We start from the raw sequence: 14,252 nt of genomic DNA on the forward strand, positions 1-14,252 counted from the left end.
GTCATGGCCAGTAATGACGCAGATTGGGCACCAGCGTGTGAAAACGAAAAAAGGCGACGCCTTGATGACGTTGCCCTTTTTGCTGCTGCTCGCGGCAGATTACTGCGAATATTGATTGATCTGGCGGTTCGACGAGCTTTCGCGGCGCCAGGCGTCGCGCGCACCGCCCACCGGCGCCTGACCTGGCGCGGAAACGGCGATCGGTGCCGGCTGTCCATAAGCGGCCGATTGCTGCTGCGGCGGGGCCTCGGCAACCTTGCCCAGGGGCTCTGGCTGTCCGCTGACAAAGCCGATACCGTCCAGCTGATAGATGTCGGGACGGAAATTGACGTAACCCTCAGGCGTCGCCCACGCGGTCATGTAAACCATGCGCACGGCTACCGTCTGAGTGAAGTCGACCTTGGTGTTTTCGCCGCTGGCGATCACCTGCTCGATACGCGACCGGCCCCAGCCTGACTCTGGGCGCAACAGCCATTCGGTCACGATGTGGACTTGGTCGATGCGCACGCAGCCTGAGCTGAAATACCGTTCGTTGGACGAGAACAGGCTCCGCGTCGGTGTATCATGCATGTAGACGGCGTATTTGTTCGGGAAATGGATCTTGACCGTCGCCATTGCATTGTCGTCGCCCGGATCCTGACGGAACACGTAGCGCTCGGGATTGAGCGTGTTCCAGTCGATGCTCATTGGGTCGATTTCCGGGCCCCCCAGGCCGTCATGGATCCGGATCCTCTGCTCAATGAGGAAGCCAGGATCTTTCTGCGCCTTCGGGATGATGTCCTTCTTGACGATGCTCGCCGGCGCGATCCAGTACGGATTGAAGGTAATGTCGCTCACCCGGCTCAGAACCACCGGGCTCGGCCGGTCGGTCATGCCGGCAACAACATTATGCACCGAATAGACCATTCCGTTTTCCACGGTTTCGAGCTGCGTGGCCGGAATGTTGATCGTGATGTAGCGATCCGTCAGGCCCTTTGCATATTCACGCATGCGGGGCAGGTTGGCGCGCATGGTGACGAGACGGCCCTCGACGGGCACATTCAGTGCATTGATGGTCTCCTGGTCGACCACGCCCGTCGCCGCCAGCCCATGATTCTTTTGAAAAGTCACGACTGCAGACTGCAGCCCGGCATCGAAGCGATACGGCTCCGCACCACCTTGGGCACTGTAGCCCTCGATCGCCAGGCGCTGCCGGAGCAAGCCGACGAGTTCGCCTTGCCCGCCCTTGCTCAGCCGCTGCCCGCCGGGGATCATCGGCCATCCGCCGCGCGATGCAATGATTTCGTAACGCGAGATCGCATCCTGCAGCAATTGTTCACTCATCGAATTCAGCATGGGCGGCAGGTTCATTCCCTGCGCCACATAGGTGATGGTCGGCGCAGTCTGCTGAACATTGTTCCAGGAGGAGAAATTCCGTTTGGCCGTGTCCGCTTGCGCCTCCGACGCGGCGCCCATGAGCCCCCCGACCATGAAGGCGGACGCTGCGACGACGCTCACGCTCAACAAACCAGATACGGTGAAACGGCGAAGAAAAACGGAAGCTGCCGGCATGATTTGTCCTGAACTATTCACAAATTGACGCAACGGCCATCGTGACCGGTCGGCACTTCCGACCTGTATAATCTTAACCTATTATCAGGCATTGACTTCCTGGTCAAAAGCGAACCGCACCGCACCATAGGAGGTTAAGGTAAATACCCTCCTAATCTCCCGCAAGGGACCAGCGTGTCGCGCCCAGGTCATTCATCAAAGCTTCGTGAGGGAGCGGCTTGGCGCCCCCTCCGAGACAGGTCTCATAGGCGATAGCGAATCTGATCGAGCCAGAACCTCTCCAGCCGGGCCAGCGCTCTGTTCAGCTTCTCGAACTCGTCGAGCGACAAGCCGCCGACGCTCTCGAGCGAACCGAGATGACGGTTATAGAGATCGTCCACCCGATTACGCACATCTTGGCCGAGGGGCGTAAGGCTGACGCGCACCGACCGCCGATCGGCCGCGGAGCGTTCATGGTTGATGTAGCCGGCCTCGACCAGCTTCTTCAGATTGTAGGAGACGTTTGAGCCGAGATAGTGCCCGCGTGTCCTGAGCTCCCCGGCGGTGAGTTCATTATCCGCGATATTGAACAGGAGAAGCGCTTGGACGGCGTTGATGTCCTGCTCCCCGGTCCTCTCGAATTCATCTTTCACCACGTCCAGAAGCCGCCGATGCAACCGCTCGATCAGCGTCAGCGATTCAAGATAGCTCCGCTTGATCGTTTCCTGTCGGCCGTCATCGACGGGGGAGACCTTTTCGCTTGCCATGTTCATACTCGACACCTGCCTGCATAGGAGGATCTTTGAGTGTCCTCGCGTTTATGTCGACAGAAACTAGGCAATACGAGTTAAAATCGTCTCAAACCGATCGGTTAATGCAAGCTTAGATAGCGATATGATGAGAATATACGGTACAGATTAAGTTCAATATGAATAAAATTATTCGGATTCGTTGTTATTTCCTTGTCCTCTATCCTAAACGGAGCCTTACCGCTGCGTCCCAAAACTGAACTGGACTCCGATTGCTTCGGTCCTGATCGGAGATCCGGGATCTCACCACAGGCTGCCCGAGCCTTACCCTTGCGCCCTCAGCATCTTGATGATGCCGGAGAAATCCGTAGCCCCCTGTCCGCCCTCTTCAAACTCGGCATAGAGCGACTCCGCATGCTTGCCCAGCGGGGTCGCGGCCCCCGCCTCCCGCGAGGCTTCCTGGGCCAGCCGCAAATCCTTCAGCATCATCGCTGCCGTAAAGCCGGCCTTGTAGTCCCGGTTCGCCGGTGAAGTCGGCACCGGCCCTGGCACTGGGCAATAGGTGGTCAGCGACCAACATTGTCCCGACGCCTTGGAAGAGATGTCGAAGAGTTTCTGATGATCGAGCCCAAGCTTTTCGGCGAGCGCGAAAGCTTCGCAGACCGCAATCATCGATATTCCCAGAACCATGTTGTTGCAGATCTTTGCGGCTTGCCCGTTACCAGCGCCACCGGCATGGACGATCGTCTTGCCCATTGCCTCGAGGATCGGCCTGGCGCGCTCGAACGCCTGGTCTTCCCCGCCAACCATGAAGGTCAGCGTCCCGGCTTCCGCTCCGCCGACACCGCCCGAGACTGGGGCATCCACCATATCGAGCCCCTGACCAGCGGCGGCGGCGGCCACCTCTCGCGCCGTCGCGACATCGATGGTTGAACAGTCGATGAGCAGAGTCTTCGGCGCCACAGTCTCGAGAAGCCCGCCGGCTCCCGTGTAGAGTTCGCGTACATGGCGTCCAGCCGGCAACATTGTGACGAGGACATCCACCTCGGCACTGGCCTCAGCCGCTGTTCCAGTGGCCGTACCGCCTGTCTCTACGAACTTGCTCTTTGCGGCGTCCATCAGGTCGAACCCTTTGACCTGATGGCCCGCTTTCACGAGATTGGCCGCCATCGGCCCGCCCATGTTTCCCAAGCCGATGAAACCGATCGTCGCCATCTCGCCTCCTATTTGTATGATAAAGACGGCACCGGTCGAGCGATGCCGCCGTCAGCACCTTTGCCTACTGTGCGGACACGACTCCCAGGTCGCGATAGCCGTCCGTCACCGCGGCCCGAGCTTCACGTCCACAGGCGATGGTCGACGCCGCGGCCTCCCCGGCCTTTTGCGCCGCATTCACACGGCTGCGCCCATGGGTTGCGACCATTTGCTTGTACCTTGCCGTGAGCAAGTTCCAGAAGTCGAGCTCGGTATTGTATGGCAGGTAGTTGCACTTGCGCTCGAGGAAGTAGGCCCTCGCCTGTCCGCCGTAGCGGGCCACCGGATCACGCATGTTGACTGGCGGCAGAGAGACTGTTTCCGGCATGGCCGCCGGCGGTGGTGCGACGGGCGCCGGCGCGGCAAAGCCGCGACTGACCGGGGGCTGTTGTGCCGCCTGCCGGCGTGATCCGCTCTCCCCGCCGCCTGCTGCGATCCTCACTTCGTCCATGACAAAGCGGACCGATTGCTCGTCACTCGCACTGCAGCGTGGGCGACGGCTCAGAGCTTCGGCGCGCGCCGATTGCATCTGCTCCACGGACGTGGCCTTGGCGGCGGCGATTTCGCCGAGGGCGGCGTAATGCTTGAGCTCAGCCTGCTCATCACTGGAGAGAAATCCGCAGGTCGACGCGGTATTGCTGGCCTCGATGATGGCCGAATAGGCATCCAGAGCCTCCGAGCCGGTGCTCTGGGCGAGAGCCGGGCCGGCGGCGCTCAGAATCATCAGGGGCACGGTCAGCGAAAGGGCAAGTCTGGTCATGGGCTGGTTTGTTCCGGTTGAGCGCGAAGTTGCGCGATCGAGTGAATATTCCGCGAACTTACCCTGTCCACCGAACCGACCCAGAAAGCCAGATGTCGGCCGCAATTTTGATCGACTGATACATCTTGAGCACAGATCGGGGTCTCAGAGCACTAATTCATCTGGGACTTGAGCGAAATACCGTCCCACATGGCTGTCCGAAACAGCCTCCAGACGCGCGGGGCGCCATTTCGGCGCCTGGTCCTTGTCGACGATCACGGCCCGCACGCCCTCGTAGAAGTCCTCGCTGTCGAAGATCCCATGCACCAGTCGATATTCGAGCCTCATGCAATCGTCGAAATCGAGACGGGCTCCTTCCCGGAGCTGCCGATGCGTGACCTTGAGGCTCGTCGGCGATTTCGACTGAAGCCCCTTCAGCACCCGCGCCTCCCATTCGCCACCGTCGCGATCCAGGCTCTCGAAGATTGTCTCCACATCGGCTCCGGAGAAGTGCCGGTCGATCCGCGGGCGCTCCGCCTCGATGGGCGCCGATCCGATCGGTCGTGCGAGCTGGGCCAGAGTCCCGTCCACATCTGCTGTCTCTGCCAGGCGTTCGATCAGGCTCGCTATTGCAGCCGAATCGACCAGATGCGTGGCGAGTCCAAGCGCCATGGCATCCTCCGCCTTCACCCGCGCGCCGGCGAGGCCGAGATACATGCCCGTCATGCCGGGCAGCCGCGGAAGGAAATAGGTGCCTCCCACATCCGGGAAGAAGCCAATACCCGTCTCCGGCATGGCAAACAGCAGCCGCTCCGTTGCGACCCGGTGGCTCCCATGCAGGGACAGTCCGACCCCGCCGCCCATGGTGATCCCGTCGATCAGCGCCACATAGGGCTTGGGATAGTGCTTGATCAGGGCATTGAGCTGATACTCTTCACCGTAGAAATCGAAGAAGGTCCTGTCCCTGGCGCGACCCCATTCCCACAGCGCCCGGATGTCCCCACCCGCGCAGAACGCCTTCTCTCCCGCCCCTTGAATCACCACTACGCTGACGGCGTCGTCTTCGGCCCAGGTCTCCAGCTGCGGCCGGATTGCGCGCACCATGCCAAGGGTCAGCGCGTTCAGCGCCTGCGGCCGGTTCAGTGTGATCAGCCCTGCGCGCCCGCGCCGTTCGAACAAAACCTCTTCCGTCACGATCTATCCTTTGAGCAGTTTGCGCGAGATGACCAGCCGCATGATTTCATTGGTACCTTCGAGGATCTGGTGCACCCGCACGTCCCTGAGATACCGTTCGATGCCGAAATCCCTGAGATAGCCATAGCCTCCATGCAGCTGCAGCGCCTCGTTCACCACGGTGAAGCCCACATCCGTGGCCTTGCGCTTGGCCATTGCGGCATAAAGCGTCGCATCCGGCGCCTTGTCCGTGACTTTCACTGCAGCCTTGTGGAGCAGGAGCCGTGCTGCTTCCAGCTCCGTCGCCATATCGGCAATTCGAAACTGCAGCGCCTGGAACTCGGCCAAAGGCTTGCCGAACTGCTTGCGGTCGTTGAGATAGGTGATCGCCTTATCCAGACAGGCTTGCGCTGCCCCGAGTGAACAGGCGCCGATATTGAGACGCCCCCCGTCGAGTCCGGCCATGGCGATGGCGAAGCCCTGGCCTTCATTGCCGATGAGGTTTTCCGCGGGCACCGCGGCCGCATCGAACAACACCGCCGAAGTGGGCTGGCTGTGCCAGCCGAGCTTCTTCTCCTGCGCCCCGAAGCTCAGTCCCGGGGTCTCCTTGTCGATCGCCAGGCACGAAATGCCGGATGCCCCTTCACTGCCCGTTCGCACCATGGTGACGTAGAGATCGGAAGCTCCGCCTCCAGAGATGAAGGCTTTGCCGCCGGTCACCAAATAGGTGGCATTTCCCGCCTTCACCGCCTTGGTACGGAGCGAGGCTGCATCAGATCCGGCACTCGGCTCCGTCAGGCAGTAGCTGGCGATTGTCTCCATGGTTGTAAGCTTTGGCAGCAGCCGTTGGCGCAAATCTTCGGCCCCGAAATGATCGATCATCCAGGCGGCCATGTTGTGAATTGAGAGAAAGGCGGCCGTCGATGGACACGCCTTCGCCAGCTCTTCGAAGATGATGGCTGCGTCGAGTCGCGTGAGCCCCGAGCCGCCCACATCCTCGCGGACATAGAGTCCGCCGAAGCCGAGCTCGGCGGCTTTCACAAGGACGTCGCGGGGAAAGATGTTATGCTCGTCCCATTCGGCGGCGTGGGGCGCGATATGTTCGGCGGCAAATGCGGCAGCGACGTCCTTGAACGCGCGCTGTTCCTCGCTCAGCTCGAACTCCATCGCGATCCGCTCCCGAATATATTCTCGCACCGGTGCCACCAAAACGCGGCTCGGGCGATTTAACTGAGGCATAGAAGCCGTTCGACGCCGGGTCAAGCGCTGCCGAGTGGGGGCTAAGAGGTGCAGGAGAGCTTGATTCGCCAGACACTTCATCTTCGCCTGTTGCACTTCTCTGCGCTGATCGCGGCGACGGCGCTGATCGGTTCATCCCAACTTCAGGCTCAGGAGGCGGCCCGTCCGAGCCGCAGTGCCGCCTCGACGGGCGTGACCCTCCCTTGGCCGCTTGACATCCTCAAGGGTCCCCAGGCAAAGCCCGCAGCCAAGGCAAAGCCGAAGCGCGTCCAGCGCAAGAAGCCGTCCACCGTCACCTCCCCCAATGCGACGGTCGTGGAGGCGATCCCCACACCCCGACCAAAGCCGCCGGATGATCACACCCTCGACGAGGATGATGCGGAGACTGGCGTGGAGGCGGAAGTTGCCGGCGCGAATGATCCCGGCCCTGAAGATGTTGTGGACCTGCGAGCACCGGTGATCCCTGTGCCACGCCCGCGTCCCTCGGACACCGCTGAAGCAAACGATTCCGAACCGACTGAGACGTCGCCGTCCGATTCTGCGGCGCGCCCCCAAGCAGCAGCCGACAACACCTTGGCTGCGGCGTTGGGCCCCGTCGATGCCGGCGACCTGCCGACCTTCTCACCAGCCCCTTTGCCGATGTCGAAATCCGCTGCCCTTCCCGCCCCAGCTCCCGTCCCACAACCTCCTTCGAAAAAACCTGCAGCCGACGCACCCGTCGATGCGGCGCGCGATCTTCTGCCTATTGAGCAGGCTTCACTCAGCCGTATCGTCGTCCCACGGCCCAAGCCCGAGGCCGGTGCGACGGACGACACAGTCGCACCGCCGGCTGAGCCTCCACCGCCCAAGGTCTGGGCGGCAGACGACGTCAGTGCTGCCGAGACGGAATGCGCGACCCTTCTCAAGGGCCTCGACATCGCCTACACACCGCAGCCGCCCTTGGGTGGCCCGGGCCAGTGCGGTACGCCTTATCCGCTTGAGGTCACAGCCATCGCAGGAGTAGCGATCAAGCCCGCCGCGATCATGAACTGCAAATTGGCCGCCGCCACCCATCGCTGGCTGGTCGAGTTCGTCCAGCCGGCTGCTGCAAAGTCCATGGGTGAGCCGGTCAAGGCCATTGGCAATGCCAGCTCCTATGTCTGCCGCAGACGCTACGGTGCCTCGACGGGGAAGATGAGCGAGCATGCCATTGCCGGTGCTCTTGATGTGGGCGCCTTCATCCTCTCTTCCGGCAAGTCGATCGGCGTCATGTCCGACGAGGCCATCGTCAAGGCCGAATTCTCCGCCGGCGATCCGACGAATCTCCTGGCCGCTGCGCGCGCTGGCGCCTGCAAGACCTTCTTCACTGTACTCGGTCCCGGCTCCAATGCCGCTCACGCCACACACTTCCATTTGGATCTTGCCCGCGGCGGTCGTTACCTCATCTGTGAATAACCCTCCGCCCGAACGGCGGCGGAGCGCAGGGATCCAGCGCTGAGACACTACGTCCGATCGGAACCTGTGGCGCACCGCGAGCCTCGCTTGAGCTGCGACATAGAATTGTTCGACGAAGGGCCGCTCCCGTCTTAGAATGTTTCTCGTCTAGGGACTGGCCGTAAGGAACAATCATGGCAAGCCGAGAAACGAAGCCAGCTTCGCTGCGCCGCGCCCGCGATTTTGCCGCCGCCGCAGCCGAGATGCCAACCCCCGGCTTTCCCGCGACTCGCATGCGTCGCAACCGCAAGGCCGACTGGACCCGTCGTCTGGTGCGCGAGCAGACCCTCACCACCGACGACCTGATTTGGCCGATCTTCGTAGCCGACGGTCAGGACCGAGAGGAGTCGGTGGCGTCCATGCCAGGCGTCCTGCGCATGACCGTCGATCGGGCATTGCGGGCGGCCGAGACCGCAGCCAATCTCGGAATCCCGGTGATTGCGCTCTTCCCTTATACGGATCCCTCTCTGCGCACCGCCGATGGCCGCGAAGCCCTCAATCCGGAAAATCTCGTCTGCAAGGCGGTGCGCGCCATCAAGCGCGAGATCCCCGAGATCGGCATCCTTTGCGACGTGGCCCTCGATCCCTACACCAGCCACGGCCATGACGGGCTCGTCGAGGGATATGAGATCCTCAATGACGAGACGGTGGAGGTTTTGATCGGCCAGACTCTGGTCCAGGCCGAGGCCGGCTGCGATATCATCGCCCCCTCCGACATGATGGACGGCCGTATTGGGGCGATCCGCGCCAGCCTCGAATCCGCAGGCCACCAGAATGTTCAGATCATGGCCTATGCTGCAAAATTCGCCTCGGGCTATTATGGCCCCTTCCGTGACGCCGTCGGTTCCACCGGCGCCCTCAAGGGGGACAAGCGTACCTATCAGATGGATCCTGCCAACGCCGATGAAGCGTTGCGCGAAGTCGCCCTGGACCTTGCGGAAGGGGCCGACATGGTCATGGTCAAACCGGGCATGCCCTATCTCGACATCGTCCACCGCGTGAAGGCGACCTTCGGCGTACCGACCTTCGCCTATCAAGTGTCTGGCGAGTATGCGATGCTGAAGGCAGCCTGCGACAATGGCTGGCTGGATCCCGAACGGGTAGTTCTGGAGACCCTCATGGCCTTCAAGAGGGCTGGTGCAGACGGTATCCTCACCTATTTCGCCCTCGATGCGGCGCGCCGGCTCAAGGCGAGAGCCTGAGCCGGCGCCCTCACGCCGCCGGGGGGATTATGGCAGAAAAATGGTTTCCTATCTCAGCGTGTGAGAAGTCTGTCCTCGCAGGCTTCTTCCATATTGCATCAAATGCCTGATTTCACGATGGTCCCTGCGACTGAGCGCATGCAGCATGTGAGTCAGCGACAAGGTTTAGCAAGCTAGGACAGTCCGCAAACGCCCGAGCCAGCCCAACCCGTAATTGGAAGCGGAGGGTTCCATGGCGTTTGTTTATCGCCGTCTCCTGGCCAGCCTGGCCGGGACGGCAGCTTTGACCTTGGCGAGTGCGCAGGGATACGCACAGACCATAACCACAGAGACGGCCACCAATACCAGCGACGAGGCCACCACTACGGCAGTGGAGGACAGCGATGGCACGGCTTTGGCACCGATCGTCGTCACCGGCGGCGGCACACCCGGAGCAACGGGCGAGACGGTGCTCACCACCGTGATCAGTCGTCCGATCCTGGAAGAACGTATGTTCGACAATTTCGACGAGATCGGGGACCTCACGCCGAATGTCGACTACAACACCACCAATGGCTCCTTCAATGTTCGCGGCCTCGACCAGGGCCGGGTCCTGACCACCATCGACGGTATCCGCCTGCCCTATCTGCGCGACGGCGCGCGCACCAGCGCGACGGGAGCCAATTACGCCGGTGGCCTCAATCTCGTCGATACCAACATGCTGTCTTCCATCGACATCATGAAGGGTGCAGATTCCAGCGTCTTCGGCTCCGGCGCTTTAGGCGGCGTTGTTGAGTTGCGCACCCTGCAGCCGGAAGACCTCATCGCCCCCGGCAAGAGCTTCGGCGGGGTGAGCAAGCTTGGCTATGACAGTGCCGACTACAGCTTCCAGGCGAACCAGGCCTTGGCGACCCGGATCAACGATACCTACGCCCTTGTCCAAGGCAGCTATCGCTTTGGTGAAGAAACCCAGAACATGGGCACGACGGGCGGCACCGGGCCGACCCGCACCAAGCCCAACCCCTTCGACTATGATCTGGGCTCCTTCCTGGGCAAGATCAATCACCACATCGAGGGCGGCCATACCATCGGCATTGCCGGCGAGGTTTTCCGCGAGGATGGCAATTCGAAGCTCTTCACCAGCGAGACGGCCTCCTACGACAATTACCGGCAGTCTGAGACGAATGAGCGCGACCGAGCCTCGATCTCGTATAAATTCAATGCGCCCACGACCAGCAGTGTAGTCGATTATGCCGAGATCATCGGCTATTGGCAGCGCCAGGAACTCAAGACTGTCACCAATGCCGATCGGCTGATCAATCCCGCGGGGCCCTACGAGCGCGGCAGCAACCTCGAAGGCCAGAATTATGGCGGCGTCGGCAATGCCGTGAAGACGCTGGATTTCCAGGGAATCGCTAATCAGTTCACGGTCGGCGGCGAGCTTTATGGCTCGACTTACGAGCAGTTCGCCTATGGCAAGGACAAATGCACACCGGACATCCCCACTTGTGCCTTCCTGCACGCCAATCAGTCCGACGCCCCCAAGGTCGACGGCACGACGCTCGGCCTGTTTATTGAAGACAAGATCTTTCTTGCCGACGGTCGCGTCCGGGTCATCCCCGGCGTCCGCTTTGACTGGTATGAATACACTCCTGAAGCGACGGCCGCGTACAAGGATAATCCGACCTATGACGGCTTGCCGGACGACAACACCGACTACGCCTTCTCGCCCAAACTGCGCCTTGAATGGGATGCCACCCCGGTGGTCACCCTCTACGCTCAATGGGCCCAGGCCTTCCGCGCGCCCGATCCGGTGGACCTCTATATGTCCTATGGCGGCCCCGGCACCTATCTGCGCATCGGCAATCCTGACCTGAAGCCTGAGACGAGCAATGGCTTCGAGATCGGCATGAAGGCGGGAGACCGCAATCTTGGAGCGACGGTTGCCCTCTTCGACAACTACTACAAGGATTTCATCGACACCGAGACCTATGCCGATCCTCTCTATCCCTTCGGCGTCACCCAGGCGATCAATCGCGACCGGGTCCGCATCTATGGCGCCGAGGCCACGGTGTTCGGCCGCATGGAGAACGGCCTCCATGGCTGGGCGATGATTGGTTTTTCCAACGGCAAGGACACCAAGGATGACATCTATCTTGACAGCATCCCGCCGCTGAAGGGCTCCGTCAGCATCGGTTATGCGACCGATGTCTGGGGCACCGACTTGATCCTCACTGCCGCCGCGGCGCGCGACAAGGTCCCGCAGGATCTGACAGCAGCGGCCAAGCAGAAGCTGAAGACGGACTCTTATGCCAAGCTGGACCTGACCGCCTGGTGGGCACCCGAACCTCTTCCCGGCCTCACCCTGCGCGCAGGTGTCTTCAACCTCTTGGATGAGAAATATGTCGACGCCCTGAACGTGCCGGAATCGACGACCCTCTCCCAGGCTTATTTCACCGAGCCTGGCCGCACCTTCCGCGTGACGGGCACTTTCCAGTTCTGAGCAGCGAAGGACCGCCACGCCCGAACCGTCGTCCCGGCCGAAGAGCCGGGACCTCGCCCCCCCCCCAGGGGGAGAGCTTCCTCATCCTGAGGAGCAGCCGTGAGGCTGCGTCTCGAAGGATCAGCGCTGCAGCAGCGCAATCAAGCTCGACGTATCCCACCTCTTGCCGCCCATCTTCTGCACCTGAGCGTAAAGCTGATCCACCAGTGCGGTCGCCGGCAGCGACACGCCGGTGCGGCGAGCCTCCTCCAAACAGATATTGAGGTCCTTCCGCATCCAGTCCACGGCGAAGCCGAAATCGAACTTCCCGTCCAGCATGGTCTTGTAGCGGTTCTCCATTTGCCAGGATTGCGCCGCCCCTTTGGAGATCACCTGCACCACCGCCTCCATGTCGAGGCCGGCCGCTTGTCCGAAATTCAAAGCCTCCGACAACCCCTGCACCACGCCGGCGATGCAGATTTGGTTTACCATCTTGGTGAGCTGACCTGAGCCCGATGGCCCGATCAGCCGGCGCATCTTGGAAAAATGCGCGATCAAGGGCTCGGCGCGCGCATAATCGGCTTCGTCCCCGCCCGCCATGACGGTGAGCGCCCCGTTTTCTGCCCCTGCCTGGCCACCCGATACCGGCGCATCCACAAAGCCGATGCCCTTATCCCGACCGGCACCGTGCAGCTCCCGCGCCACATCGGCCGAGGCCGTGGTGTGGTCGATGAAGATCGTCCCATGATCCATCCCGGCAAACGCACCCTGCGGCCCGAGTACCACCGATCGCAGATCATCGTCATTGCCGACGCAGGCGAAGACGAACTCCGCCCCTTGTGCTGCTTCGGCCGGCGTTGAGGCGCGGCGCCCGCCATGCTGGCCCACCCATTGTTCAGCTTTTGCGGCGGTCCGGTTGTAGACTGTCACCGTATGTCCGGCCTTCGCCAGGTAGCCGGCCATCGGATAGCCCATGACGCCCAGGCCGAGCCATGCCACGTTTGCGCCCATCTGTGGTCTCCCTTGTCGTTCTCAACTGTTTGCTTGCCGATTTGAGCGCGGCCTCGACGCCGCTTGGGTGTAGAAGCATGTTTCACCTGATGACCAGTCCGCGAGAAGCCCGACCATGGCCGTAACCCTTGACGATATCCGCGCCGCAAGTGAATGCCTTGAAGGAGAGATCGTACGCACCCCTCTCTTGTCCGCACCCAAGCTGTCGGACGTTACGGGTGCTGGCGTCTACGTCAAGCTTGAGAACCTTCAGGTCACCAATTCTTTCAAGGATCGGGGCGCCTTCGTGAAGCTCGTCTCGCTCGACGAACAAGAAAAGTCGCGCGGCGTAATTGCCATGTCTGCCGGCAACCATGCCCAAGCCGTCGCTTATCATGCCCGGCGCCTCGGCATCCCCGCGACCATCGTCATGCCGGAGACCACTCCCTTCACCAAGGTCGAGCGGACCCGTGCCCACGGTGCCGAGATCGTGCTGTCTGGCGAGACCCTGGTCGAGAGCCAGGCGAGGGTCATGGAGATTATGGCCGAGCGCAGCCTCACCTTGGTCCACCCCTATGACGATGACCGCATCATCGCCGGACAGGGTACGATTGCTTTGGAGATGCTGGCAGCCGAACCGGATCTCGACATCCTCGTCATTCCGATCGGCGGCGGCGGCCTGATCTCTGGCAATGCCATTGCCGCCAAGGCGCTGAAGCCCTCGATCCGCATCGTCGGCGTCGAGACGGAGCTTTACCCCTCCATGTATCACGCGGTGCGCGGCGAGCCCTCGAAATGCGGCGGCTCGACTTTGGCCGAGGGCATCGCTGTCAAGAACGTGACCGAGCGGACCATCGGCTATTGTCGGGAGTTCGTTGATGAAATCCGCCTCGTCGACGAATCACGCCTCGAGCAAGCTGTGAACGCCTTCCTCACGCATCAACGGGTGGTGGTCGAGGGCGCCGGTGCCGCTGGGCTCGCAGCGGTACTCGACGATCCCGACGCCTTCAAGGGCCGTAAGGTGGGGCTCATCGTCTGTGGCGGCAATATCGACCAGCGCATTCTGGCCTCCATCATCTATCGCGAGCTTGGCCGCGAGCAGCGGATCGTCTCGTTGCGTATCGAAATCGACGACCGGCCCGGCATCCTCGGCAGGATCTCCACCTTGCTGGGCAAGATGGGCGCCAACATCCTCGAAGTGTGGCATCGCCGCATGTTCCTTGAAGTTCCTGCTAAGCGCGCCGATCTTGAGGTCATGATTGAAACGCGGGATGCTCAGCATGCGGAGGACATCATTCGCGAGATTGAATCGCAGGGCTTTGTCATCGAGGTGCTGGACGCTCCCGCCGGGCGTGCCGCGCCGCGTCTGCACGCCAGCCACTGACCGGTGTCACGTTCCAGCCCCCGGGATAGAGGCAACATCTCTGGCTGGATGCAATTCT

The 14,252-nt window shown here is 61.7% G+C and carries 11 protein-coding genes; 4 read left to right on the plus strand and 7 right to left on the minus strand.

Translation table 11 applies throughout. The annotated features are described in order from the left end of the window. Positions 1 to 99: 99 nt before the first annotated feature. The 6 genes from FKM97_RS07525 to FKM97_RS07550 all read right to left on the minus strand — a co-directional run bounded on the left by FKM97_RS07525 (position 100) and on the right by FKM97_RS07550 (position 6,612). On the minus strand, positions 100 to 1,551 hold the full coding sequence (locus FKM97_RS07525; protein WP_144291797.1) for a L,D-transpeptidase family protein: 1,452 nt from the start codon (positions 1,549 to 1,551) through the stop codon (positions 100 to 102). 242 nt (positions 1,552 to 1,793) lie between these two features. After that, a complete protein-coding gene (ldtR, locus tag FKM97_RS07530; protein WP_246104985.1) occupies positions 1,794 to 2,297 on the minus strand; it encodes a transcriptional regulator LdtR in 504 nt (167 codons plus the stop codon). Positions 2,298 to 2,603: 306 nt separating this feature from the next. Continuing rightward, complete coding sequence (gene mmsB, locus FKM97_RS07535) at positions 2,604 to 3,494, minus strand: 3-hydroxyisobutyrate dehydrogenase (RefSeq protein WP_144291799.1); 891 nt, start codon at positions 3,492 to 3,494, stop codon at positions 2,604 to 2,606. Positions 3,495 to 3,558: 64 nt separating this feature from the next. Then, entirely contained in the window at positions 3,559 to 4,293 is a 735-nt protein-coding gene (locus FKM97_RS07540) for a hypothetical protein (RefSeq protein ID WP_144291800.1), read from the minus strand. A 144-nt stretch (positions 4,294 to 4,437) separates the two neighbouring features. Beyond that, entirely contained in the window at positions 4,438 to 5,466 is a 1,029-nt protein-coding gene (locus FKM97_RS07545) for an enoyl-CoA hydratase/isomerase family protein (protein ID WP_144291801.1), read from the minus strand. 3 nt (positions 5,467 to 5,469) lie between these two features. Further along, positions 5,470 to 6,612, minus strand: a complete 1,143-nt coding sequence (locus tag FKM97_RS07550; protein ID WP_144291802.1) for an acyl-CoA dehydrogenase family protein — start codon at positions 6,610 to 6,612, stop codon at positions 5,470 to 5,472. Between the two features lie 120 nt (positions 6,613 to 6,732). On the opposite strand from FKM97_RS07550, the gene FKM97_RS07555 reads away from it, so the two are divergent. From FKM97_RS07555 to FKM97_RS07565, 3 genes are all read left to right on the plus strand, one after another. Continuing rightward, entirely contained in the window at positions 6,733 to 8,118 is a 1,386-nt protein-coding gene (locus tag FKM97_RS07555; protein ID WP_144291803.1) for an extensin-like domain-containing protein, read from the plus strand. 242 nt (positions 8,119 to 8,360) lie between these two features. Next, positions 8,361 to 9,359, plus strand: coding sequence for a porphobilinogen synthase (gene hemB, locus FKM97_RS07560; protein WP_428977898.1), 999 nt, complete (start codon positions 8,361 to 8,363; stop codon positions 9,357 to 9,359). A 232-nt stretch (positions 9,360 to 9,591) separates the two neighbouring features. Then, the gene (locus FKM97_RS07565; protein WP_144291805.1) at positions 9,592 to 11,841 is read left to right on the plus strand and encodes a TonB-dependent hemoglobin/transferrin/lactoferrin family receptor; all 2,250 of its coding nucleotides are present in this window, start codon (positions 9,592 to 9,594) and stop codon (positions 11,839 to 11,841) included. Between the two features lie 120 nt (positions 11,842 to 11,961). Here FKM97_RS07565 and FKM97_RS07570 read toward each other — a convergent pair whose 3' ends face one another. Beyond that, the gene (locus FKM97_RS07570; protein WP_144291806.1) at positions 11,962 to 12,831 is read right to left on the minus strand and encodes an NAD(P)-dependent oxidoreductase; all 870 of its coding nucleotides are present in this window, start codon (positions 12,829 to 12,831) and stop codon (positions 11,962 to 11,964) included. Positions 12,832 to 12,946: 115 nt separating this feature from the next. Between FKM97_RS07570 and FKM97_RS07575 the strand changes: the two genes are divergently transcribed. Continuing rightward, positions 12,947 to 14,194: a threonine ammonia-lyase gene (locus FKM97_RS07575; RefSeq protein ID WP_144291807.1), complete on the plus strand. Its 1,248-nt coding sequence runs from the start codon at positions 12,947 to 12,949 to the stop codon at positions 14,192 to 14,194. Positions 14,195 to 14,252: the final 58 nt, after the last annotated feature.

This window comes from Rhodoligotrophos appendicifer, from assembly GCF_007474605.1.
Classification (GTDB): Bacteria; Pseudomonadota; Alphaproteobacteria; order Rhizobiales; family Im1; genus Rhodoligotrophos; species Rhodoligotrophos appendicifer.

Bases quoted from the DNA above. Each gene is read 5' to 3' on its own strand.
- FKM97_RS07565 (WP_144291805.1), top strand. From the start codon at position 9,592: ATGGCGTTTGTTTATCGCCGTCTCCTGGCCAGCCTGGCCGGGACGGCA.
- hemB (WP_428977898.1), top strand. From the start codon at position 8,361: ATGCCAACCCCCGGCTTTCCCGCGACTCGCATGCGTCGCAACCGCAAG.
- FKM97_RS07575 (WP_144291807.1), top strand. From the start codon at position 12,947: ATGGCCGTAACCCTTGACGATATCCGCGCCGCAAGTGAATGCCTTGAA.
- ldtR (WP_246104985.1), bottom strand. From the start codon at position 2,297: ATGGCAAGCGAAAAGGTCTCCCCCGTCGATGACGGCCGACAGGAAACG.
- FKM97_RS07550 (WP_144291802.1), bottom strand. From the start codon at position 6,612: ATGGAGTTCGAGCTGAGCGAGGAACAGCGCGCGTTCAAGGACGTCGCT.
- FKM97_RS07570 (WP_144291806.1), bottom strand. From the start codon at position 12,831: ATGGGCGCAAACGTGGCATGGCTCGGCCTGGGCGTCATGGGCTATCCG.
- mmsB (WP_144291799.1), bottom strand. From the start codon at position 3,494: ATGGCGACGATCGGTTTCATCGGCTTGGGAAACATGGGCGGGCCGATG.
- FKM97_RS07525 (WP_144291797.1), bottom strand. From the start codon at position 1,551: ATGCCGGCAGCTTCCGTTTTTCTTCGCCGTTTCACCGTATCTGGTTTG.
- FKM97_RS07540 (WP_144291800.1), bottom strand. From the start codon at position 4,293: ATGACCAGACTTGCCCTTTCGCTGACCGTGCCCCTGATGATTCTGAGC.